21 protein-coding genes are annotated in these 23419 nt (G+C 55.1%); 19 read left to right on the top strand and 2 right to left on the bottom strand.

Translation table 11 applies throughout. The features are described from left to right. Positions 1-200: 200 nt before the first annotated feature. From cas1 to HXY34_00085, 17 genes are all read left to right on the top strand, one after another. Positions 201-1223: a CRISPR-associated endonuclease Cas1 gene (gene cas1 / locus HXY34_00005; GenBank protein ID NWF94505.1), complete on the top strand. Its 1023-nt coding sequence runs from the start codon at positions 201-203 to the stop codon at positions 1221-1223. A gap of 4 nt (positions 1224-1227) precedes the next feature. Next, positions 1228-1518, top strand: a complete 291-nt coding sequence (cas2, locus tag HXY34_00010; GenBank protein NWF94506.1) for a CRISPR-associated endonuclease Cas2 — start codon at positions 1228-1230, stop codon at positions 1516-1518. Further along, positions 1493-2134 carry a CRISPR-associated protein Cas4 gene (cas4, locus tag HXY34_00015; GenBank protein ID NWF94507.1) on the top strand — a complete coding sequence of 214 codons (642 nt, stop codon included), beginning with the start codon at positions 1493-1495 and terminating at the stop codon, positions 2132-2134. Before cas2 ends, cas4 begins: the two co-directional genes overlap by 26 nt. A gap of 182 nt (positions 2135-2316) precedes the next feature. Further along, positions 2317-4977 carry a type I-D CRISPR-associated protein Cas10d/Csc3 gene (cas10d, locus tag HXY34_00020; protein ID NWF94508.1) on the top strand — a complete coding sequence of 887 codons (2661 nt, stop codon included), beginning with the start codon at positions 2317-2319 and terminating at the stop codon, positions 4975-4977. Positions 4978-5006: 29 nt separating this feature from the next. After that, positions 5007-5606 carry a beta-galactosidase gene (locus tag HXY34_00025; GenBank protein NWF94509.1) on the top strand — a complete coding sequence of 200 codons (600 nt, stop codon included), beginning with the start codon at positions 5007-5009 and terminating at the stop codon, positions 5604-5606. Next, positions 5607-6566: a type I-D CRISPR-associated protein Cas7/Csc2 gene (gene cas7d / locus HXY34_00030; protein NWF94510.1), complete on the top strand. Its 960-nt coding sequence runs from the start codon at positions 5607-5609 to the stop codon at positions 6564-6566. Positions 6567-6578: 12 nt separating this feature from the next. Further along, on the top strand, positions 6579-7361 hold the full coding sequence (gene cas5d, locus HXY34_00035) for a type I-D CRISPR-associated protein Cas5/Csc1 (GenBank protein ID NWF94511.1): 783 nt from the start codon (positions 6579-6581) through the stop codon (positions 7359-7361). A gap of 41 nt (positions 7362-7402) precedes the next feature. After that, positions 7403-9457, top strand: a complete 2055-nt coding sequence (gene cas3, locus HXY34_00040; GenBank protein NWF94512.1) for a type I-D CRISPR-associated helicase Cas3' — start codon at positions 7403-7405, stop codon at positions 9455-9457. Continuing rightward, on the top strand, positions 9454-10299 hold the full coding sequence (gene cas6, locus HXY34_00045) for a CRISPR system precrRNA processing endoribonuclease RAMP protein Cas6 (GenBank protein NWF94513.1): 846 nt from the start codon (positions 9454-9456) through the stop codon (positions 10297-10299). The genes cas3 and cas6 overlap by 4 nt, the downstream gene beginning before the upstream one ends. Positions 10300-10303: 4 nt before the next feature. Next, entirely contained in the window at positions 10304-11227 is a 924-nt protein-coding gene (cas4a, locus tag HXY34_00050) for a type I-A CRISPR-associated protein Cas4/Csa1 (GenBank protein NWF94514.1), read from the top strand. A gap of 344 nt (positions 11228-11571) precedes the next feature. Then, entirely contained in the window at positions 11572-12237 is a 666-nt protein-coding gene (locus HXY34_00055) for a MarR family transcriptional regulator (GenBank protein NWF94515.1), read from the top strand. A gap of 1 nt (position 12238) precedes the next feature. Then, complete coding sequence (locus HXY34_00060) at positions 12239-13858, top strand: hypothetical protein (GenBank protein ID NWF94516.1); 1620 nt, start codon at positions 12239-12241, stop codon at positions 13856-13858. A gap of 282 nt (positions 13859-14140) precedes the next feature. Continuing rightward, positions 14141-15277 (top strand): AAA family ATPase, encoded by a 1137-nt coding sequence (locus tag HXY34_00065; GenBank protein NWF94517.1) that lies wholly within the window; start codon positions 14141-14143, stop codon positions 15275-15277. After that, positions 15278-15922 (top strand): DUF4276 family protein, encoded by a 645-nt coding sequence (locus tag HXY34_00070; protein ID NWF94518.1) that lies wholly within the window; start codon positions 15278-15280, stop codon positions 15920-15922. A gap of 546 nt (positions 15923-16468) precedes the next feature. Continuing rightward, positions 16469-17836: an adenylosuccinate lyase gene (gene purB / locus HXY34_00075; protein ID NWF94519.1), complete on the top strand. Its 1368-nt coding sequence runs from the start codon at positions 16469-16471 to the stop codon at positions 17834-17836. Between the two features lie 150 nt (positions 17837-17986). Next, positions 17987-18757: a hypothetical protein gene (locus HXY34_00080; GenBank protein NWF94520.1), complete on the top strand. Its 771-nt coding sequence runs from the start codon at positions 17987-17989 to the stop codon at positions 18755-18757. Between the two features lie 157 nt (positions 18758-18914). Beyond that, positions 18915-20012, top strand: coding sequence for a glycosyltransferase family 4 protein (locus HXY34_00085; protein ID NWF94521.1), 1098 nt, complete (start codon positions 18915-18917; stop codon positions 20010-20012). 54 nt (positions 20013-20066) lie between these two features. Here HXY34_00085 and HXY34_00090 read toward each other — a convergent pair whose 3' ends face one another. Both HXY34_00090 and HXY34_00095 read right to left on the bottom strand, forming a co-directional pair. After that, positions 20067-20504, bottom strand: a complete 438-nt coding sequence (locus HXY34_00090; GenBank protein NWF94522.1) for a DUF86 domain-containing protein — start codon at positions 20502-20504, stop codon at positions 20067-20069. Positions 20505-20506: 2 nt separating this feature from the next. Next, on the bottom strand, positions 20507-20923 hold the full coding sequence (locus HXY34_00095) for a nucleotidyltransferase domain-containing protein (protein NWF94523.1): 417 nt from the start codon (positions 20921-20923) through the stop codon (positions 20507-20509). A gap of 523 nt (positions 20924-21446) precedes the next feature. Here HXY34_00095 and HXY34_00100 point away from each other — a divergent pair. Beyond that, complete coding sequence (locus tag HXY34_00100; protein NWF94524.1) at positions 21447-22211, top strand: ABC transporter ATP-binding protein; 765 nt, start codon at positions 21447-21449, stop codon at positions 22209-22211. Then, positions 22201-23418 (top strand): ABC transporter permease, encoded by a 1218-nt coding sequence (locus HXY34_00105; GenBank protein NWF94525.1) that lies wholly within the window; start codon positions 22201-22203, stop codon positions 23416-23418. Before HXY34_00100 ends, HXY34_00105 begins: the two co-directional genes overlap by 11 nt. The last annotated feature ends 1 nt before the right edge of the window (position 23419 follow it).

Below are 23419 nucleotides of genomic sequence, written 5' to 3' on the forward strand. Positions count from 1 at the left end.
CGTTTCAATCCCCGCAATATGGGATCTGTTTCTGCGACTGGGCCCGCGAACAGGCCATCTGCGCGTTAGGAGTACGGATAGGTCTGCATTTCGGGACGAGTTGTGTGCATGATCATTCTGCAAGGTTATTTATAAACATCCCCACATAATAGTATTGTGCCTGAACACACAGGTCACTGATCCCAGAGGGAGGGACAGTTGTGCACACGGTGATACTGGAAGAGTTCGGGACGTTCCTAGGCAAGAAGCGCGACCGGCTAGTGGTCAAGAAGGACGGGAAGACACTTGCGGAGTTCCCGGTATCGCAGGTAGAGCGGGTGATAGTGTCTTCAGCAGGGGCATCGCTCAGCTCGGCGGCGCTCTACCTTGCTGTTGAGAATCGCGTACCCGTATCGTTCACGTACTCGGACGGGACGCCCTTTGGGTTTCTGACACCGACTGAGGGACATGGCACGGTGCTTACGAGGCGAGCCCAGTATCTTGAGGCCGGGACGGAGAAGGCTCTACATCTGGCGAAGGGGTTTGTGACGGGCAAGCTTCTGAACCAGCAGGCGCTTCTGAGTCAGTGGGCGAGGAGCCGGACGAGGACGGACGCTGAGAGCTCGGACAAGTTGTTCGAGCTAGCAGACAGGGTCAAGGTCGCGCAGACGGAGCTGGGAGGAATTGAAGGTCCGATTGATGTCCGTACGCGTGATTCGATCATGAACATAGAGGGCAGGGCGGCGAGCGCCTACTGGGAGGGTGTGGCTGCGATAGTGCCAGACGAGTTTGACTTCAGCAACCGAAACACGAGGAGTGCGAAGGACCCATTCAACATGATGCTCAACTATGGATATGGGATACTCTACTCGGAGGTGTGGTCTGCAGTCAATGCGGGCGGTCTCGACCCGTTCGCGGGCTTTCTTCATGTGGACCGACCTGGACGACCGTCGCTGGTCCTCGACCTGATAGAGGAGTTTCGTCAGCAGGCCGTCGACAGAGTGATTGTGCGTCTGACGACCAAGCAGGTGATACGCGCCGCTGAGACCGCTGAGAGCGGCGAGCTGTCAAAACAGACGAGACAGGTGCTTGCCACGGAGGTTGTGGGGCGTCTCTCCGAGCAGGTGCAGGTGCGAGACAGCAAGATAGAGCTGAAGAACGCGATAGTGCGCCAAGCATGGGCTGTGGCCAAGTTTCTGAGGGGCGAGTCTTCAAGATACGAGCCGTTCAGCCTGAGGTGGTAGAACGATGAGGTGGATAGTGGTATACGACATCACCAACGACGTTCTCCGTGGAAAGGTCAGCGAGAGGCTCAAGGACTACGGACTCGAGAGAATCCAATACAGCGCCTTTCAGGGCGAGCTGCTCAGACACGCCCTCGCCTCACTGAAGACGGACCTGCGCCGGATGCTGAACGAGGGTGAGGAGACGGACTCCGTGATCATATTCCCGCTGTGCGACTCGTGCTTCAAGACCAGGATAACGATAGGAGCAGACAAGGAGATGGAGGGAGATGCCGAAAGAGTATCCTTATTCTAGAGCGACTGATGTGGATGAGGACTATCTGACGCCCACCGATGTCAAGCAGTACATGTTCTGCCCACTCGTGACCTACTTCACTCGGGTACTCCGCCTCAGACCGATAATGGGCTCTCAACAGGAGGAGGCCAAGAAGTCACACAATCGGCTCACTGGGCTTGAGAGACGCCGTGAGTCCGTGCTGAAGGTGAAGCTGCCGTTCGGTGTCATGCAAAAGGAGTTCGACATCCCTCTGTACTCGGAGAGGCTGAGAGTCCTAGGAAGACTGGACATGCTTGTCGTGACAGACGAAGGCGAACACATCCCTGTGGAGTTCAAAGACATGACGAGCCATCGAGGTCAGGTGCTTCTCGACCACAAGTACCAGCTGGTATGTCTTGCTCTGCTCCTCGAGGATGTGAATCGGGTGATTGTGAGGCGCGGTCTGGCCCACTACATGAACGATGAGACGACTGTGCAGGTCCTACTGACTCACAGTCTCAAGAGGCGAACTGAACACATCATCAGCGCCATCAAGCAGATGGTCGAGTCGGGAGAGCGACCATCACCAAGGCCACAGTGCAGAAGGACGCTGGTCGGCTGTGGGTTTGCCGATCAGTGCAGAGACCTAGTGTGAGTACTGCTTTTTTTCCACAAAGGGGCTTGCAGTTTAATCTCACTACTGGTCCGTTGCCATCTCACGGCTGGGTGGAGCCCATTTGCCCCCATAGACGGCCTCCAGAGAGTGAGGAGCGAGGCCATGTTCTTTTATGGAGCGGAGTGTCAACAACAGACAAAGACGCATTCGGAAGACAGTGGATGGTACGTACTGTGACGAAAGAAGGTGACGACAGGTTCTTCGGACTCCTGAGATCGTTGATGTCAGTTGCAATTCGGGAAGAGTGGGGCAGCAAGTACGCCAAGTTCTCAGCGAAGCACAAGCAGTCGCTCTTCGTCCATGCAGTGAATGCGTTTTCCGTCGCCAGAAAGCTGGGCGAAATGCTGTTTGACCTTAATGAAGATGAGACTATCGTCGCATGCGTTGGCGCCTTCTTCCATGACTATCAGAAGGCCGAGCCCAAGTGGCAAGAGGCTGCCTTGAGTTTCCTGAGAAGAGAGGGCGCACCGCAGGATGGCGCGTTTGACCACGACGATGGCGGACCAGAGGCGAAGGCCAAGCTGAAGGCGTTGCTTGAGGCGGTTGAAGGCAAGCTGAACTCAGAGGGACAGAAGGAGTCGCTCGTCACAATCACGGACCGCGTCCTGAACCTAGTGGTCTATACACACGACACTGAGAACAGAGCGGCCGCAACTAGACGTAGAACCCAAGTGGGCCCGGCTGATAGGTTGGTCCCGCTGATTCGTCTGGCTGACAGCATGGCCAGCATGAAAGAACCAAAGGACATTCTCAACAGAGCACGAGACCTAGACATCCCTGCTCAGAAGAGGGTCCACTTCGAGTACCACGAGCTGTCGGTAATCAGAGGGCTTGTCAGCAGCTTCCTGAACGAGGCACTGACAGGTCTGATGAAGGAGTGTGGCTATGAGCCTCTTCTTCACTTCGGCAAGGGTGTGGCATACCTGTGCATTGGGGAGCCGAGACAAATCCCCAACTTCAGAGACCGCCTCCAGCAGTTGATCTCTGAGCAGGAGGACCGTTTTCGAGCCTCTGACATCTACAAGATGGGAATGACCAACGCGGTCATAGGACCGCTGACTCAGACTAACTGGCCCTGTCTTCAGATAGTCCAAACGGAGGACATCCCCGACATCATCCGGCACCTCTCAGCAATGCCAGCCATGAACAAGCCCGCAGAGGACGGCAAGTCAACCATGGCCAATGCCAGTGACGCGGAGAAAGAAAAGATAAGGCAATTCCTAACCAAGTGTGGTGCGGGCGAGAACAAGAGCGACGAAACCCTCGCCCTGATGATAAGCGACTTCAACCTATTCATCTACTTTGCGGACTTCCTCAGGAACTACCGGAAATACGCCGAGGCAGCTGGAAGAGGAAGCGAGTACACCAAGAAGGTCAATGCTCTTCTCTCGCAGCACTCACTGGGTTTCACATTGGAGTCGATGTCAGACGCCACGAACACAGCTGGGCTGATAAGAAAGTTAGAAGTCATCACCATACTCTGGGACCTAGACGGAGCGCGACTCCACCTGTCGAAAGACCGGCGGAAGCAGCAGGAGGACCGCTTCATCGCAATCATGAGTTCTGTATTGCGAGACTTCAGTGAAACAGCGCCAGATCTCATCCCACAAGAGGCCCTGAGTCTCTTGATGACAGACATACAACACGTACCCGTCGGAGTGATGACCAGCACCGAGATCAAAGACATCTCAGAAGAAACTGAGAAGAGGTATCTGGAGGGTAAGGACCAGAAGAAGAGGATATGCAGCTTCTGTGGGGCTGAGGGAGTCAAAGATGCACCTGCAACTCTCTTCGGTGACGGGTCGCAGAGATTCTCGAACCTCCTTCCGGCGGGATGCATGATTGGCGCGGGGAGAAAGGCACAGGTATGTGCATTGTGCCTCGTTGAGTCGACCCTCAGAGCTTTCTTCTTCCCATCTGCTCCTGCCACCACCTTCGTGGTCATTCCAGACATGTCGCTGAGCCCTGACCTTGCGCAGCAGTGGGCCGAGGGGGTAGCTGCATTCGTCCGCACTGAAACGGTCGGACTATCCCCGGCGTATGCATGGAACATGAATCGGGTATACACAGCACTTGTTCGCGGTGAAACCATTGACAATGCCACCGCACTGGCTGCAATGCTCCGCCCGACGAACCAGGCAGTTGACAAGCTCGCCAAGCATCTGCAGGCAGAATGGCAGAGTCCGAGTGACCTCGCCTACGACGTTCTGACAGCAGATGTCGAGAAGACATTCGAAGCGATTGCAGAAGGGCATCTCAGCGGCACGATAAGACTCCATCCGCAGCATACGGAGGAGTTCAAGACTCCAAGCAGGACTCAGGGCACAGCCTACCTGACGCCCAGCCACATGTTTGTCTTCTTCAGAAACCCCCTGTATCTTGACGACAAGGAATCGCCCAGTACAGTGGCAATCAGGACATACTTGCTTGCGCTCATAGTGTCCAGTGTCTTTCATGCCAGGGTGATCGTGGTGGATGGTTTCCAGCCACTCTCCAACCTGTCAATGGATGGCACTGTGCGTATCAGCGTCCCTGCGCCTGCCCAGGTGGCGCTGTCTTGCTTGGGAATCTCTGGAGAAGTCAGTCTTCACGAGGTCCGTGAAGCGCTTAGGAGGCTCTCATCAATCACGCTCATCGGAATGAGCTATGTTGAGGGACTGGGCAAGGACAGACTACTGCGCCTTGCTACAATGAATCGGGGAGCAATCCTGAGAAGGTCAGAGCTTGAAGAGTGGTCTGAGCTCTCAAAGTCGCAGAAGAGACGGCTGATTGACCTGCTCAGTGTGCTCCCTGAAGTATCAGGAGAACCATCAACATTGTGACAAGAAGGGGTAACACCATGGTCATCAGAATGGATAAGGAAGAACAGAAGTACGATATCGAACAGATAGCTGCTGCTCGGAAGAAGGCTGCTGACGCCTTGGTCGAATACCTAAAGACGTTTCGACCCGAGGACGCCGGGACAGACTCCAAGCATGCGCTCATGGGTCCTGTGGGCAAACTGCTGACAAGGCTGACGACTACAGGAGAGATAAACTGGGAAGCGGTAAAGGGCTTCGTACTGAGCATCCACAAGAACCAGCAGAAGGGCCGGATGCCAGCCAGTGCAGCGGAAAGACTTGACGACACAGTCCGGTACTTGGCTGAACTGCGGGCTCTGCTGCCGCCGACCAAGTGGCTCAAGACCGTGGAAGACCTGGACGACGAGGTCTTCTTCAGGGTCTACAAGGAGAAGCTTGTTGGACAGAAGGTCTGGGTCCAGAAGGAGTTTCAAGAGTGGCTCGAGCGGAAGTACAAGACAATCGACAGAGTCAACGAGATTGTCGGGCCGGACTACGGCTACTCATCTTTCAAGGATGTAGAGGATCCGTGGTCGGTGCCGGAGGAACTCGACGATGACGTGAAGGAGTTCTGGGAAGAACGAAAGAAGACAAAGAAGGAGGAACAATAGATGCCAGCAAAGACAGGAATACCATCTAGCTTTAGGAGACTCGAACCATACCTCGCAGAGGAGATATCCCCACTGCTCGATGCAAAGGTAGTCCAAGTGCTCCTACTCAGGCAGACACACGACTACACGATCTTCAGGACAGAGGAGAGCCGCGAACTGAACACAGTGGTAGTCCCGGAGAGTATCGTATCGACAAAACCGGTCGTCAAGGTGGCGTTTCTCGCATCGAAGCAGAAGGCACCGGAGAGCAGGATGTTCACGCGGCTCCTCAGGACCGTCGATAAGAACAACGAGTGTCACCTGAAGGACGAGCTGTGCATGAAGTGCCCGCGGTGTGCTCTGTTTGGAGCGGTCTCCGTCAAGGGGCGAGAGTACAACATCAAGCACAGGATAGAGTACTCGACCGCGTACTCCATAGAGGCCTACGAGGACCTGCTAGAGTCAATCACGTTCAATGCTGTTGACGAGGCCTCGCAGCTGACCGGTCAGGCTCTCAACCTGTCCCACAACGTGCGGCCGCTTGCGAACTTTCCGTCGGTGGTCACACTCAACTCTGCGACGTGGTACGAGCTGGCCATGTACCTCAAGACGCTGCTGGCGACCAAGTCGTACGGTGCCGAGACGAGGACCAAGGGAGACATGCGCAACGTTGTCCTCGGGATTGTGGCAGGCTACGAAGAGGTGATCACCTCGCTAGAGTACTGCCTTGAGCTGTCTGCAGTATGGGAAAAGGAGACCGACCTCGAGTCCGTCACCGAAAGGGTGCTGAGGAAGTATGCTCAACTCAGTGCATCAAGGGGTAACTTGGTGGTTCTCACAGCAGACGAGACAAAGAAGCTGCTTGCAGAGGTCCAGGATGTGCCGCTTGATGCTGACTTCGTCGGCGCAATGCAGAAGCATGTCGACGCCTTCGTTGTGAAAGCCACACCCAAAGAGAAGGCCAAGAAAGGAAAGAAGTGAGGTGACTGGGTCATGTCTGGGAGACCGGCCGTCAGTCTGGCACTCATGACCTGTCATGACTTCCTTCTGTATGCCAGCCAGGACTACGGTGCGACAGCCCGGCCAGCGCGCATAATCGGCAACTACGCGCTGATGTATGCGCTGAATCGCCACATTCCAGGGATACGCAGAGTGACATCGCTGAGCACCCCATTCTACGGGGAGGACTTGCCAATGATGCAGACATATGCGACTCCAGCAGCACATGTCGATGACTTCCCGTACTATCAGTCAGGGAGTGCAAGGCGCTGGCTGAGTCACCAGATTCAGGTCGGTGGCTCAGTCAGTGGCTCCTGGCGTCACGGAGACCCGGTCATGATCACCTGGAACAGCATCGGTGAGAGCCTGCTGGACAAGATGGAGCAAGACAGTCTCAACATACCCAAGGTGGGTGCATACTACCGGTACCCACCTCTGACCACGTACTACTTCTACTCAGTGGGAGGTGACCTGCCAAGACTGGTGAGGATTGGCAAGAAGTACATTCCAGCGAGGATATCCACGACAGAGCTGGAAGTGGAAGAGCGTACTGGGGTGTTTCAACCAACCTGCCCTGTCACAGTTGCTGACCTCCCAGATGACACTATGATAAGGTCAGGAAGCCTGCTCACTGTGCCACCGAGCCCAGTCCTCATTGGGGCAGAGCTAGAGGGGCGGTATCTCGAATGCAAGGACCCTGAGGGACTCATCCACCGTCTGCCTGCGCCCAAGACAGACATCTACCGGAGTGTCTGGGGAGGGAAGATGGTCAGTTGAGTGGCGGTCAGAGTGTGCGCATTGGGGAGGCGCACATTCTCTTGACGAACGAGTGCATAGGCAACATCAAGGGGCTCTACGACCATCAGGTGCGCACCATCCGGTCTCAGAGCAGTGTTGTGGTGCTCGATGCGCCCACCGGGTCTGGTAAGACCCTAGCTGCACTTGCAAGAGTACTTGTGCGTCGGACGCCTGCGATATTCGTCTATCCAACAAACTCACTGGTCACAGACCAAGTATACTCAATCATGAGTCTACTGATGCGTCTGGGTTACCAACCTAACCTGATTGACGAGGACTGGGACCCATCTTCACCCAGCCCGGTCAACGGTGAGAATGTCGTCGACATCATCCATGCGACAGGTGAGACCCTTGAGCACCTGGGCGGAGGTGCGAAGGGAAGCGTCTTGGAGCGGGTCCTCTCCGGGACAGACAGGCCGGAACGCATGAGAATCCTGCTGACGAATCCAGACACCCTGTACCTGGTGGCAGGCGGGTTCTATTACAGGCACGGGCGGATCAGCGACCAGCTCTTCAAGTTCCAAGCCGTGGTGGTTGATGAGTTTCACCTGTACGCCGGACCGGTCCTGGCCAGACTGGTTCTGATGCTGAACGAGATGCACAGTCTCTCCAACCCGCCGGTAGAACTTCTCTTTCTCAGTGCGACTCACGGAGACCTACTTGACCTTCTGCGCGGAAGCTATCCGGACCTAGACCTGATAGTGGCCAGGTCCTTCCCAGACGGCGGCAAGGACAGGCGGAGGATAAAGGCTGCGACGCACGGTGAGGTCAGGTGCTGTTCGAAGGTCCTCGGTAGTGAAAAGGATGCAGAGGAGGACACAGAGGAGGTTGCAAAGGAGATTGCTCGGATGTACCACGCCCCCTATGACTGGCAAGAGAAGGCCAGCATCAAGGTACTCGGGATCTTCAGCTCCGTCACATTTGCAATCGCTGTGGCTAAGAGAGTCAAGGAGATACTCCATGAACAGGAACTAGATGGCGACAGCATTGTGAAGCAGATACACGGGCTGGTGCCAAAGGCATATCGCGTGGATATGAAGTCGTGCTCTGAGAACATCCTGATTGGCACCTCGGCCATCGAAGTCGGAGTGGACTTCAATGTGCCATTCCTTGTAATGGAAGCTCATGACCTGGCATCGTTTCTTCAGAGGTTCGGAAGGAGTGGACGACATGGACCCTGCGAGTTCCGAATCTACGTCCCATATGAGATGGCAACGCGACTGGGCGAGAAGAACGATTGGTCATACCCTGACATGATTGCCCAGGCCGAAGAGGCGTTTCGGATGATGCCATCGTATGCAGGTTTCATCTGCAGCAAGCAGATGCGCACTCTGATGCTTGCCATGGCTCTGGCAGGTAGCAAGGAGTATGACAGATACCGAAGAGAGGAGGACTTCGACTACAAGGCCGCGCAGGAGTACTTCCTTCATCTGCTTGAGGCAAACAAGAGCGTGAGCATAGGGGGTGTGAAGTTGGTTGATGTGATAGGTCCCACAGACGCCAATTCACTGGACGTTGACCTCAAGAGATACACTGTCAAAGTCATGGCCAAGTACAGCTTCATGAGAGGCTCACTGAACAGCCTCCTTGTACGCCTCCCGGGCGGGATGATTGGCATCTCGAGAGACCACGTCATTTCAGAGATGGATGTCTTCGATGTCTTCCGACTCTCAGGCAAGCTCGAAGACGCATCCAAGCACTGGGCATCGGTACCCGGGCCATTGAAGAAGAGGTATGATGAGGACTCGCCAGTCTTTGTGGCGAACGAGTTCACAAGAGGAGGCAGGCCTAGCGCTTCGATAGACCCCGGGGCTCAGGCTCGGCGGAAGACAGCAGTGTTCGCAAGGAACGATACGACTCTGCGCAGCCGAGACCGCTGCATGACTGATGCTCTTAATGAGATGCTTGAGAAGCGGAACTTGGTCTTCTTCTGGAGGGGCATGACCCGAATGACAGACTACCGGATTCCAAGAGTATACGCCGATGGAGAGAGTGGAGCATTAGTAATAGGCGACTGGGCTCTTGTGGCAGAGTACTTGGCCGAGAGAGCGAGGAAGGAGGCGGCAGCAGAATGATTGAACTTCAGTTTCAGGTCCTCAGCCCGGTCACTGGCAACTTGGGATTCACAGGCACGCCGCTGAGAGCCGCCTTCCTGAACCTGATCAATGACTGCGACGACGAGCTTAGCAATCAGATTCACGACTCAAGAGCAATCCGCACCTATGCTCTGCAGCCGTTCGGTTGCGGCGCTGACTACACAACCACAGTCCGGGCAGGAGAGGAGTACAGATTCCGCGTGAATCTGCTGGACTCCGACAGGTTCCAGGACATAGTGAGGAAGTTCGCACTAGGAGCACAAAAGTCGCTCAGGATACATCACGAGGTCTTTCCCATCCTGCGTGTTGACTTCAATGCGTACGATGCTGGAAAGACAATGGAGACATGGTTTGATGACTTCAAGCGGTCCTTCAAAGATGAGGTGCATCTGGTAGTCCACTACCTGACACCTACTCAGCTATCGGCATACGGTTCGGACTTTGCCTGTCTGTTCCCGCAACCGGAACGCGTCTTCAGCTCACTACTTCGGGTGTGGAATCAGATTGAACACACAACATCTCTGGAGAGAGTATCCGAGTACCGGGACTGGCTGGAGTCAAGAGTGTACGTCTCTGGATACAGACTGCACACAGCCCAAGTTTCTCTTGGGCGCAACAGGAGCGTTGTCGGCTTCGTCGGTCGTGTCGTCTACACGGTCACGGACGCACGGTCACCCCTAGGTCTTCTGACTGCCGGACTCGCCAAGTTCGCGGAAATCAGTAACATAGGAAAGAACCGGACAGCAGGGTTCGGGCAAGTCGAAGTCAGGATAGAGCACGAAGACCACAAGGAGGTGAACAGGACTGTACCAACTGCCTGACGATGTGAGGAGGAGGCTTCTGAGGAGGTATCGCCGGCGCTCGCGTGAGGTGGTCGTCGACGACAGGTTCCGTGGTTGGGCATGGGAGGTCCCACCGGTCGACCCGCCCTACGACTACCAGCTGGCCCTGAGCGAACTGGCCAGTCGATACTGCGAGTCCATGCGTGACATATACCTGAGGCATGTTGAGAAGAAGAGGAAGCCGACCAATGCCAAGATGATTGAAGGCGGACTCTATCACTCGGTCATAGCCAGCGCTGTACAGAACGCGAAGAGGGAGCTCTACAACATGACGAGGGCATCCGGCCATGAGCTAGGAGTCAGGCTGGTTGAGATGCGGGACCAAGTCATAGACGACATGATCAAGACTGCCAGGAGACCCGAAGTGGTGGGGCGTGGTGGCACTTGGGACGAGACCCGCGTCAGGTCCAACATGGAGTGGCTGTGGGACTACGAGGCCAGTCAGATGGTCGCAACAGTGGATAGAGTCCTTGCTGCTCAGCCCTACATAGGCACAGACGCGCTTGTGCACTCTGCGGTGCCCGTGGTCGTCGAGCAGAAGCTTGACGGCAGGAACATAGGTCTCAGTGGCCAACTGAGTGCAGACGCGTTCGGCATGGAGGGAGTCGTGCTGGACACCAAGACAGGCGAGAGACGACAGTTCCACAGGTTCTCGACGACAGGGTACGCAATGGTCATCGAGAGCATATACGAGTACCCTGTGGACGTGGGTTGTATCGTCTACTGCTGGTTCAGGAAGCCCGTCCCGCCCACAATTGAGTATGACATCCATCAGATTGACGAACCGCTCCGTCAGGAGTTCCTAGAACTGAGGGATGAGGCCATGAGACTCATCTACAATCAACGAGACCCTGGGATGCCAGCCCTCTGCTACGAGGACTGTCCGTACTGGGAGGAGTGTCACTGAGCTGAGGGGGAGGAGATGTGGAGGAGAAGAAAAAAGCTGGTGGGCCCCTCTCATACTGCCGGGCGCGGGTCGAGTCCGGGTCCGGCAGGAGAGGAGCTCACCCCATTGAACTAAACCGCCTGAGAGGCGCTCACCGAGCCAGCGTCCTGATCTCACCAGGGCCATTCTGGCTCGTCCGGGGGATGGTAGTCCTCGAACATCGCTATCGAGGGCTACTGCCCCTCGAGAGCACCTAACGTGAAACGCCCAAAGTTGCCGTGCGCAGCCATGAGTTGAACTCCAAGACAAGGAGTTGCAAGTAGAACAGAAACACTGAAGAGATGGTTTCGCCGGTGGATGCGCCGGTGACCATGGGCGAAAAGGTCCTTCAGATTGCCACCTTGGGCCTCTACGCAAACGAGCGTGTGGACCAAGTGGTTCTGATGAAAGGAGCGGACAAGCTCGTACTGCTGTATACTGAGGCCAACAAGGATGATGTAGTGTCGTTCAAAGAGAGACATGCCAAAGCGAAGCATCCGATAGACGCAGAGCTTGTTGACCCATGGGGGTATGAGAGCATCCTTGCGACCGTCCTAGACATCATCCTCAGACACAAGGAGTACACGGTACAGTTCAACATATCCTGCGGGACGATCGCCATGAGAGCAGCCTGTCACATGGCCGCGGTGCTCATCGAGGCCCCTGTGTACTTCGTGGCGGAGACAGAGAGGGACGCGGGAAGACCCCTAGTCGAGGTTCAACCACTCAGTCTGTCCAAGCTGACTGCACCCAAGAGGACCATCCTGAGCAATCTGATCAGACTGGGAGGCCATGTTCAAAGCCAGAAGGAACTGGCGGACGTGGAGGGCGCCCATCCCTCATCGATATCGAAGCACCTCAAGGAGCTGGAGAGCCAGAAGTACATACGGCGGAGCAGGGAGGGAGGCAAGAAGACCATTGAGATTACAGAACTTGGCAAGGTGATTCTCCGCCTGAAGGATGCCAGAAGGGACAGAGTCTGGGGAGGATGACATGAGCGCACCGTCCAGTAGCGAGCATCGCCTTGAAGTCGTCCAGACAATGTGGCAGAAGGCCGCGCTGAGACTGCTGGAACTCGGTCTGCGCCCGGATGACTGTCCAAGAGGCCTAGTGGTCACATCAGAGCATTCACTAGGTAAGGTGTATGGAGAGGTCTCACCGGACGGACAGCTATGCATCACCAAGGAGGCACTTGATGACTCCGCACTGTTCCATGGAATTGTGGCAAGGGAGTGCGCCAGATCAGCTCTGAGGAGTGACTCTCTGTGCGCAGAGTGCATCACTGATGTCGCAACCGAGTTTGCAGCCCAGCAGCTGTGCTCTGATGAGAGGGCTCGGTGGCGGAAGACATGGCAAGAGAGCAGCGATGACCGACGTGTGAATGGCGTCATCGTCTATAGTCCTGCAGCAGGCTACGAAGCACTCTACGATGTTGCTGGACCTGATGGACTCAAGAGCATCATACGGGACGTGTTCAATGCGTCTAGATATGGTGTCAGGCTCGAGTTCAACGACTATGCAGCATACTTTGAGACGCGGTTCAGGAGGTTCTCCGTCGGTCTCACTGCCGCAGAAGTCAGGATACTCGATGCGATGCTCAGAGACCCATCTGCCACATACCAGTTGGTAGCGCAACGAACGGGCTTCACACCACAGTGGGTGACTCAAAGGATTGCCTCACTCGAGAACAGACGCGTGTTGAGGAGCTGGGAGACCGTCCACTTCTCCAAGATTGGCATCAGGATGTTCCACCTGTTCATCGGCGAGGAGACCGGGGGACAGGACCCGTACAGATACTTCGTCAACTGCCCATTTGTCTATGCGATAAGGAGGGTGCTTACCGGAGACTGGCATACGCTTGCAACCCTCAGTGTGCCAGACAACAATCAGAGCATACGTGCGGTCTACCATTCAGTCAAACAACTGGGCCAACGAGGGGTGCGTGTCGAGATCTACGAGATAGTCTCGTCGGGTGCCGCGTTCTGCTTCGACTACTACCTGCCTGAGAGCGGGGCGTGGCAGGTGCCTTGGGACCTTGAGCGCGTCCAGCTGCCAAAGATACACAGAGAGAGGCTCTGGACAGCCTTTCCGCGTATCGACAGTCCCACGCCCAAGACCAGAGTGACACTTGACGAGCTGGACATGAGAGTAATCGAGGCCACAAGAAGGGGAGTCAACTCGGTGGCTTCTCTGAGGGGCGAACTGAGAGTCGGACAGACACGGGTCGCATCAAGCCTCAGGAAGCTGAGAGAGAACGACATACTCTATACAGCCAGGGAGGCTCACAACGTTGGCCTGAACGAACACATCGTATTGACAGCAGACGAGCAGGAACTGGGAAGAGCAATTGCTGCATGGTCACAGAGACTCCCAAGGACGATTCCGACATTCGACCTCGATGGTCGCTTGACTCTGCTCTGCAGTCTACCCACTGGAGGGAGCTATGGTCTCGCTTCATGCCTCGAGATGGTGGAAGGACAAGTGTCACTATCATTGCTCGGGTCGCCGCTACACGGGAAGTGGAGAATGCCGCTGGAGACATGGAATGCTGCTCGCCAAGCATGGGACTTTCCGGACAGGGAAGTCACAGAGTGGTTGGACTCTATGAGATAGGGCGGTGGGAAGTCCCACGGAGAAGTCAAAGGAACATACTCCAATATGCTCTGCGAGAATGCATCTATCATCGTCCCGAACGACGCACGCAATGCACGACCTCCCAGTCGGAGGAATGGACCCCGGACTGGAATAATATAGTGACTTCTCACATCGAGCTACTAAAGGTCGGTCTTACCATCGAAAGCTTCAACTCGCATTAGCGACCTAGGTGGAGAAAGCGAGATTGATACACATCATGTCGTCGCAAAAGAAGTCTGACAGAACGTTTCTGACGAGGGAATTCACCTGAGAGTCACGGAAGTAGAGGCCCACAACTTCAGAAGCTTTGAACAGATCAGAGTTGACTTGGACCCGTTGACCGTACTTGTGGGACAGAATGCTTCCGGCAAGAGCAATCTTCTTGACGTCTTGCGGTTTACCAGCGAGTCTCTTCGAAAAGGCCTTGACTCTGCAATCTCTCTGCGTAGAGGAATCAGTGCTATTCGAAGATGGTCGGCCAAGGGTCGTCCGTACGATGTGACTGTCAGGGTCATCCTAAAATCGGATGAAGCAAGCGCATCATATTCATTCACGGTCGGAAGCAAAAGAAGGACAGAGTTCGAGGTCAAGAACGAGGCTTGTTCGATTACCCATAGAGGCCAAGACCTGCAATATGAAATCAGAAATGGCACATGGGTGGCCGCACCGGAAGACCTGAAGAAGATTCCATTAGCAAGAGCAGCTCTCGCGCTACCAATCGTGGCCGCCGTCAAGCCCTTTGGACTAGTCTATAATGCCCTCACAGGAATGAGGTTCTATACAATCTACCCAAACGTACTCAGAGAACCCCAGCCTCCGGGGGTACCATACCCACTTGAAGAACACGGCAGTAATCTTGCATCCGTCCTCAGAGAGATGCAGAGGACAGGAAACCAGTGGCTCCCGGACCTCAGAGCAGTCCTGAAGAGGATAGTTCCGGACATAGGCGACTTCGGTGTACGCCAGATTGGGGGGTACTTCGTCGTGATGCTCGTCCACGAGATGGACACGGCGAACAGAGAGAGGGCGTTCTTTGACCTCTCGCAGGAGTCTGATGGCACACTTAGGATTCTTGGCCTTCTGACTGCTCTGTATCAAGATCCACCGCCAACACTAATCTCAATCGAGGAACCGGAACTCACGGTCCATCCGGGTGTCATAGGGGTCCTTGCGGATGTACTCAAGGAAACTGCGAAACGGTCTCAAGTGCTCATCACCACACACAGTCCGGACCTGATGGACTGCGTACCGGTCACAAGCATCCGAGTTGTGGAACGAGTCAAGGGAGTCACGAGAATCGGGCCTGTAAACAAGGAGCAAATCGGCGCTGTGGAGGACCGTCTCTTCACGCCAGGAGATATACTGCGGCTAGAGGGGCTGCAGAGAGGGGAAGAATGAGTGATATCGATTGTCCCAGTAGTCGAAGGCGACGGTGAAGTTGAAGCAGTACCTCTGCTGCTCAGACGTTTCTTGGAGCGTATGAACAGAGAAGACATAATTGTTGCCCGCGCCCTCAACGCACACGGCAGGTCTAACATCACCAAGCCCGGTGGCTTTGAGCGCTTGGTCGAATATGCTCAGAGAAAGGATGGTGCTGCCGGCATCCTCGTACTCATTGATGCGGATTCCGACTGTCCCAAGGAACTTGTCACAGGTCTGTGTATACGTGCTAAGCAAAGTCACTTAGTATGTCCATTGGTTCTGATAGCTGCCAAGCCTGAGTACGAGGCTTGGTTTCTTGCAAGCATAGAAACGATTAGGGGAAGGACGCTTGCAGGCACACCGGGACTAGACAGTGAGACGTCGTTCGAAGGAGACCCTGAGCGCATTCGTGGAGCAAAAGAGATACTCGGTCAGCACATGGGAGTGGGCAGAACGTACAAAGAAACGCTCCACCAAGCGCCCATGACAGAGTACTTGGACCTGAACCTCGCGATTCAGCGTTCTCGTTCCTTTAGAAGACTGGGCAATACTCTGAAACAGCTTCTACAGTTCATGGATGCTGGAGAGACTCGTGTGACGCCCGATGTGTGCGCGTGCTGACAGTCGCGGTCCTTCTGGGTGCACAGTACTAACCGACCGCATCATGATGCATACACATGATATGTGACCGCTGCCACAAATGCAGCCAGAACTTCTGCCATAAACAGGTTAAGCTATCCGCATGGCCCTCTTAGACGTGTGTGTCATGGCTTCAATCCTGAATCCTAGTTGTGACATGAGGTGTCTGGAGAGATGTCCTTTGCTCCACCCAGACTCGTGACTCAGATAGAATCACAGCGCCTCTATCAAAACACTGAGGGGATTGACAACCATACCGACTGTAGGATTCGACTCCACTTGGTGTGAGAAACATCCGAGTTGGTTCGATACAACTCTGCTGATATGCAGTCCTGTTGACCGGAGCTAGAGCCTCAGCTTTTCTGTACAAAGTGGAAGTGTCTTCAACGCAGGTTCTCGTGGGTATTCACAGATGCACACTCTCGCAGATGCACAACAGGAGGCTCATCCAGTGAGGGTCGGGCACTATGTCCATAAGGTAATGAGATGAGAACATGCCAATCACCGTATCTACTAGGAGTCTTGAGAATGCCCATCTGCCCGATTGACTACGGACGCTACGGACACCGTGACATGGTATCAGTGTTTGAGGAGGAGCACAGGCACGAGCTCTGGCTGAGAGTGGAGGCTGCTGTTGCGAGGGTTCAGGCAGAGATGGGGCTCATCCCGCATGATGCAGCAGACGACATTGCTGCCACAGCGCACCCTGACAGAGTGACTCTCGAGCGGACACTGCAGATTGAGGCCAAGAACCGGCACGATGTGACAGCTCTCTTCGAGGCCATAGCCGAGAAGTGCACGGGGCCCGGAGCAAGGTGGGTTCACTTTGGTCTCACAAGCAACGACGTCAAGGACACAGCGCTGGGGCTGCAGCTGAAAGCGGCCTTCGGTGTGCTTCTTCCACAGGTCGACCACCTAATGGATGTCCTTGCGGCGCGTGCCCGAGAGTCCGTCAATCTCATTGCGGTTGGCAGGTCACACGGTCAGCAGGCAGTGCCCATAACCTACGGCATCCGGTTTTCAGTGTGGCTAGACGAGGTCAGGCGTCACAGGACACGGCTCACAGCAGCGATACACACGAATTCAGTAGGCAAGATTGCTGGGGCCACTGGCAGCCATGCCGCCTTAGGAGTCAAGGGGATTGAGCTTCAACGAAGGGTCCTTCAGAGTCTCGGCTTACAGGTGCCTGTGGCCACCACTCAGATCATCCAGCGCGACCGGCTTGCGGAAGCAGTGCTAGCCCTCGCCAATCTGGCTGCTTCGATTGACAAGATGGCCACGGACCTGAGGAGCCTCCAGAGGACGGAGATAGCGGAGACCTACGAGCCCTTTGCGGAGGACAAGCAGGTGGGCTCGTCTGCCATGCCTCACAAGCGCAACCCGGTCACGCTTGAGAAGATCTGTGGCCTCGCCCGAGTGGTGCGCTCCCATGCGGCCCCTGCCTTAGAAAACGTGGTCAGCTGGGAGGAGAGAGACATCTCTCACTCATCGACGGAACGTTTCATCATTCCGCAGTCATTCATCCTGACCGACTACATCGTGCGCGAGATGACCCGCGTCCTTGAGGGGCTCACAATCGATGAGGCTGCGGTGGCACGCAATCTGTCACTGTCCAAGGAGTCCATTCTCAGCGAATACGTGGTCACCACCCTGACACAGGCAGGTATGGAGCGACCCAAGGCGCATGAGACCCTGAGGAGACTTTCTGCTGCAGCAAGGACCAGCAACTCAAGCCTACTCTCGGTCATCGCACAGGACCCAGAGACTGCAAGACTCCTCGGGACTACTCGGCTGGACATTGAGGCGTACTATGAGTCAATAAGAGAGGTCTCAAGGGCAATCGTCGATGCCGCAACTCGTCGTGACCAGCAGTCCACAGCGACCGGCGGTGATTGACCATCGGTCCGTGTGCTGTCGAAGGATGCTGATGCACACAGAACTAGACGCGCTGTTGCAGCAACTGATCGACGGCCCACACATTGTGACACTCGCGGTGCGACAGAATAATAACACCGTTGTCGCCAGTCTGGACGTGAAGTGATGGAAATGAAGAACATGTTGATCACACTGACACCTGCGGAGAGCAAGAGGCTCATAGCCAAAGGCATAATCGCCACAGTTGAGTTCAAAGAGGCCTTTGCTAACGGATATGTCTGCATAACGCTTGGCACAACCACTTCATACATAGTGGAGGAGATTCTGGAGGACTACGACAAGACCAAGCACGTAGCTGGTGTGGTAGTACCCAGAGGGGTCTGGGTGACCAAGAAGGAGAGCAGACACTCCGATGCGATATTCTACAAGGGAGAGTACATGGAGGGAAAGAAGGTTGCTGACGTCCTGAGTGACCTTGGACCCGGGGACATGATAATCAAAGGAGCAAACGCACTTGATGCGGACATGGTCCCGCTTGTACTCTTGGCCAGCGATACCGCAGGCACAGTGGGCAGCTTCATCGGTGCGGTTGCAGCTAAGAACATCATACTGGTGATGGCTGTCGGACTTGAGAAGTGCATCCCCACAAGATACGGAGAGATGAAGAGCGCCTTTGGTATGCATGACTGGGACTACGCGGTTGGTACTCCCGTCGGGGTCATGCCGGTACATGTCGGTGAGGTCTTCACTGAGACGGATGCGCTTGCTGTGCTCTTCAACGTTGACTCAGTCGCCATAGCAGCAGGCGGGGTGAACGGAGCCGAGGGGTCCGTCACTCTATACGTCGTTGGCGAGGACGAGGACATAGACGCGGCTCACGAGTTTCTGACCACTCAGATCAAGGGTGAAGAACCGTTCCCGACCATCGAGGACCTTAAGTGATGCAGTCTCTTGCATCCAAATCGAAAACCCATCAAGGCGGAGGTTGTCCGGCACTCAACTGAGCACAGGGAGTGGCGCCTGTGTCATCTGTCAGGAGTGGCGATATGCCCCTGTACGAGCCTGTCCGACTAACAATGAAGGGCTGGAAGAAGTGGAATTGAGAGAACGAAGGAGAGCGCTGCGTGTCCTCATGGTCACGCCAAGGTTCTGGCCCGCCATAGGTGGCGTTGAGAAGCATGTGGAGAGAGTCTGCGAGGAACTGGGCAGGATGAATGTGGAGTCGCAGGTCGTCACGCTGAGCCACTCGCAAGGCCTCCGCCAGGGCGAGAGCAGGAGGGGCACTGTCGTCCACAGACTTCCGTTCGGCTCAAGGCTGCTAGCACCGTTCTCACTCATTATGTCAGGTGGGCTGCGTGCTGCAGTCAAGAGCTGCGATCTTGTCCACTTTCATGATGTTGTACCACTTCTTCTGCTCTATCTCCCAGTCCGTGTCCTGTGTCCGAACAGGCCGTTCTATGCCACCTTTCACGGTCTCGAGGCAGATCCCGTCCCATTCCACTGGAGGTTTCTCAGAAGGCTTGCCAGATGCCTAGTTCGAAGATGCATCTGCGTTGGCGGCTTCATTGCGACAGAGTATGGAATACGGTGCGACACGTTGACACATGGGGCGGTCGCTACATCCGAAGCAGAGACAGAGGAGAGGTCCGGAGCGGTCTTTGTTGGGCGCATAGAGCCAGACACCAGACTGGCGGACTATGTCCATGCCATTCATACTCTCAATAGGAGGGGAAGAGAGATGCGACTCACGGTCTGTGGCTCCGGCAGTATTGCAGACCATGTCAGACAGCTGGCTGAGTCGCTGAGGGTTGACGCGCAGTTCATGGGTCATGTTGAGAGGCCAGAGGCGGCAGTCGCAAGGTCGCAGGTCATGTTCGCATCAGGTTATATGTCATGCTTGGAGGCAATGGCACTAGGTGTGCCGGTCGTGGCCATTGCAGCAACCCCGCTCAAGATGGCATACTTCAAGTCGCTCAGAGCAGCCGGAGCACCAATCTCCATCCAGACGTCGCTGGAGGGAGTTGTCAGAGAGGTGGAACGCATCTTGGACAATGCAGCCCTGCAGAGAGAGGTCTCACAGAGAGGGCGCCGATTCACTTCTACCAGCACATGGACTGAACTGGCAAGGACTTACCTGTGGCTCTGGACCAGCCCAAAGAACAGGCCAAGAAGACGGTCGCTCCCACCTGTCAAGTGATAGCAAGTGCTCAGCGGCTCGCAGAAACGTGAGAAGTGACTGTAGAAAGAGACACTACTCTGTTTCGACACTCTCGCGAAGATACTTTTCAATCGCTCTGACAAAGGACTCCACACAGGCAATGGCTGGACCTATAGAGGCATGGACAAGTCCCAGATCAACCTCTAGATACCCATGAACCAGAATGTTGCGCATTCCGACGAGGTGGACCAACTCTGAGGCAAGTGGATCCGATATGACAGACTGTTTCTGTAGCGTTAAGACGGCCTCCCGGTACTCGCCTGGAACCCCCCAACGTTGTTGAGAGATGATGTGACCAGCAATGTCGATCGCAGCCTGCGCAATCACCTGAAGCGAACGTTCAACAGTCCGCGTTGCCATGTCGTCATTCCTGAATGATTCGTAGGAGATGGCCTGAAAGCGGCGTAGGACTCGAGCTTCACCAAGCATCCTCTCAAGCCTTCTTCTCACCACAGTAACGTCAACGGTCAAGGTCACACACTCCCCATCATCTCGCGAAGGATTCTGGTCTCGAACTGGTGATAGTCCGGATAACGTGCAATGACCAGTTCTACAAACGCGTTCCATAGCCCATCCTTGCGCTCATAGAGGATGACACCATCACGAGATATCCTGAATCTGAGTGACCAGTTCACATCCTCAACAGTGACGATGTCCACCTTTACGTTTGGACCGTTGAACTCGGCAGTCAACAGAAGTCTTAGCCTTGACCGTTCAGTGCTCGTGAGCGCCGGAACAGATAACGCAATGTCAGTGTCGCTATCCGGTCCTGAGTCCCCTCTTGCCTTTGAACCAAAGAGCACTATGAAATCAACTGGGGTGTTCGCAAGCCTTAGAACGCGACGCACTATATTGTCCCGCAGGTCTGTATTGATTTCTCGGGCCGTCATCAGATCACCGGACAGAACGACTCCCAGCGTGATTCTCATAGCTGCAATATAACACTTTACGCAGGAGTCATAGACATGAGCACCAACCTCCCGGATTCAAGGAGACCTGCGCAAATCCTGTTGTCCGCCACCGCGTACTATCACGGAGCTATGGAGTGAATTCGGGTGGACGATTGCAGGTCGAAGGACTGCCGGCATGCAGGACATCTATCAAGAGTCATGAGGACAACTCTCGCCAGCTAAGACTGGACTGAACTGGAGGGACATGAACACGGAACACAAGACGCACAGTCAATCTGGTGACCAGTGAGGAAGGAGAGAGGGACTTGTGGTCATATTATGAGAAGCCGAACTCAATGAATTGGAATGAAGAACACTGGTCCGATTGCCGCAACAAGGCACAGAGAACGGCATGGTACGGGGATGTCTGCGCCGGAAAGGCTTTTGAACGAGTCAGACAGGACTGAGCCTATCACCATAGACTGGACGCTGCTCAGGTGACTATGCGCAAGGAGACCGTACATTGGACGAGACCGTCATCCGAACCCACGAGCTGACGAAGGTGTTTGAGCCGGGTAAGAAGCGAGAGGTGGTTGCACTTGACAAAGTCACCCTTGAGATTGGTCGCGGCGAGGTCTTTGGGCTCCTAGGACCAAATGGGGCGGGCAAGACCACACTGATTCGCATTCTGGTCGGCCTGTTGTCACCCACCTCAGGCACTGCACATGTCCTCGGGAGGGACGTGACGAAGGACGTGGACTACATCAGACAGAGGGTCGCACTGCTCCCTCAAGAGGCGGGAGTGTACGAGCGACTGACCGCCCGTGAGAACCTTGTATACTACGGTGGTCTATACGGCATACCGACCACCACTCTGAACGAGAGAGCGGACAAGCTACTTGACATCGTCGGCCTCCGAGAGAAGGAAGACTATCAGGTGAAGGGGTTCAGTGGCGGCATGAAGAGGAAAGTCCTAGTTGCCCGGGCACTCATCATAGAGCCGGAGATAGTGTTCTTGGATGAGCCTACAACTGGTGTGGACACAATTGGAGCGCGGATAGTCAGGAACCTGCTGAAGCGACTGAGCAGTGAGGAGCGACGTACAATCATTCTCACCACGCACGACCTGAATGAAGTGAAAGAGCTCTGTGACCGAGTAGGCATCCTGAACAAGGGACAACTGATCGCCATCGGCAGGCCGACAGAGCTTGAAGAGAAGTACAGGAAGGCCAACTTGGAAGAGGTCTTTACCGGTCTGGTGACCGGAGAGGGTGTCTATGGAGGCTGAGAGATTGAAGGCACTGCAGATTGATTCAAAGACGGTTTGGATGCTGAAGAAGGAGGTCAAGACAGTACTGCGCTCCCGGTGGCTGCTCTTCGGCTTCATGCTGAGTCCCATGGTTGCATGGCTGTTCCAGGGCGCGTTCCTCTCGTTCATAGTGGCCCAGACATCCGAAGAACCAGAAGCAGTCCATATCACAGTTGAAGACAACAACACATACGGCCGTATGCTGTACCAGGCCATCTATGACAATCGAGAGGCGCTACTCATCGACCCGCTGGTGAACGTCACGCGGGCGGAGGGCGAGAGGCTCGTTGAGAACAAGTCGATGGCAGTGTGGGTCTGGATACCGGAGAACTTCACCAGTAGTCTCGAGAGCCTCAACAGAAGCACCATGGTGATGTGGGTCAACACTGGCAGTTTTCGGGCATCGGCAGCTGCACAGCGTCTTGACTGGTTCGCCAAGCAGGTGATAAACGAGGTGATAGTCATACGTGACCTGGAGGTCAGGTGGGAGACGACCTCACCAGAGGCCACCTATGGACATCAGCTCGCCATATTCCTGGTGATGCTGACATCCGTCCTTGCTCCGGCACCGTATGTCAGTCAGTCGTTCGCGGGAGAGAGAGAAAGACACACGCTGGAGGCGCTACTGGTTGTGCCGATGAGCAGGATAAGGATTCTGGCCTCGAAGCTGGCGGCTGGACTTCTACTCACAATGATCTACTCCGTCTTCACAGTCGTTGGCATTCTGACCTACAACTACTCGATAGTACAACGGGCCTCCGGACTGCCTTCGGAGTACTTCGAGTACTATGTCAATCTGTACAGTGTCCAGGTCCAAAACCTTCCGCTCATATTCTTCTGCCAGTCCTTGGTCCTAGTCTGTGCCATAGGTATAGGCGTGGTCATATCCTGTCTTGCGAAGGACCAGGCGACGGCCGAGTCGCTCAACAACATGGTACTGCTCGTCCCGACCACGGTGATAGGCATACTGGGATTCACAGGAAGCATTCTACAGTACGGTGGACTGATGGGGGTCATCATCATGCTGATTCCATTCAGTCATGCCATAATGTTCCTCAACGGCGTGTTGTCAGGGGTGGCGACAGCCGCAAGCCTGACAGTCAATGTGGCATACCTTCTGGGCTTCACCGTCGTCACACTGGTCATCGGAGCGAGGCTATTCGAGAGAGAGGCCATAATCGCATAGC

It is taken from the genome of Candidatus Thorarchaeota archaeon (genome assembly GCA_013388835.1).
In the GTDB taxonomy this organism is placed as follows: domain Archaea; phylum Asgardarchaeota; class Thorarchaeia; order Thorarchaeales; family Thorarchaeaceae; genus JACAEL01.

Bases quoted from the DNA above. Each gene is read 5' to 3' on its own strand.
- cas2 (NWF94506.1), top strand. From the start codon at position 1,228: ATGAGGTGGATAGTGGTATACGACATCACCAACGACGTTCTCCGTGGA.
- cas4 (NWF94507.1), top strand. From the start codon at position 1,493: ATGCCGAAAGAGTATCCTTATTCTAGAGCGACTGATGTGGATGAGGAC.
- cas10d (NWF94508.1), top strand. From the start codon at position 2,317: ATGGTACGTACTGTGACGAAAGAAGGTGACGACAGGTTCTTCGGACTC.
- HXY34_00025 (NWF94509.1), top strand. From the start codon at position 5,007: ATGGATAAGGAAGAACAGAAGTACGATATCGAACAGATAGCTGCTGCT.
- cas7d (NWF94510.1), top strand. From the start codon at position 5,607: ATGCCAGCAAAGACAGGAATACCATCTAGCTTTAGGAGACTCGAACCA.
- cas5d (NWF94511.1), top strand. From the start codon at position 6,579: ATGTCTGGGAGACCGGCCGTCAGTCTGGCACTCATGACCTGTCATGAC.
- cas6 (NWF94513.1), top strand. From the start codon at position 9,454: ATGATTGAACTTCAGTTTCAGGTCCTCAGCCCGGTCACTGGCAACTTG.
- HXY34_00060 (NWF94516.1), top strand. From the start codon at position 12,239: ATGAGCGCACCGTCCAGTAGCGAGCATCGCCTTGAAGTCGTCCAGACA.
- purB (NWF94519.1), top strand. From the start codon at position 16,469: ATGCCCATCTGCCCGATTGACTACGGACGCTACGGACACCGTGACATG.
- HXY34_00080 (NWF94520.1), top strand. From the start codon at position 17,987: ATGAAGAACATGTTGATCACACTGACACCTGCGGAGAGCAAGAGGCTC.
- HXY34_00095 (NWF94523.1), bottom strand. From the start codon at position 20,923: ATGACGGCCCGAGAAATCAATACAGACCTGCGGGACAATATAGTGCGT.
- HXY34_00105 (NWF94525.1), top strand. From the start codon at position 22,201: ATGGAGGCTGAGAGATTGAAGGCACTGCAGATTGATTCAAAGACGGTT.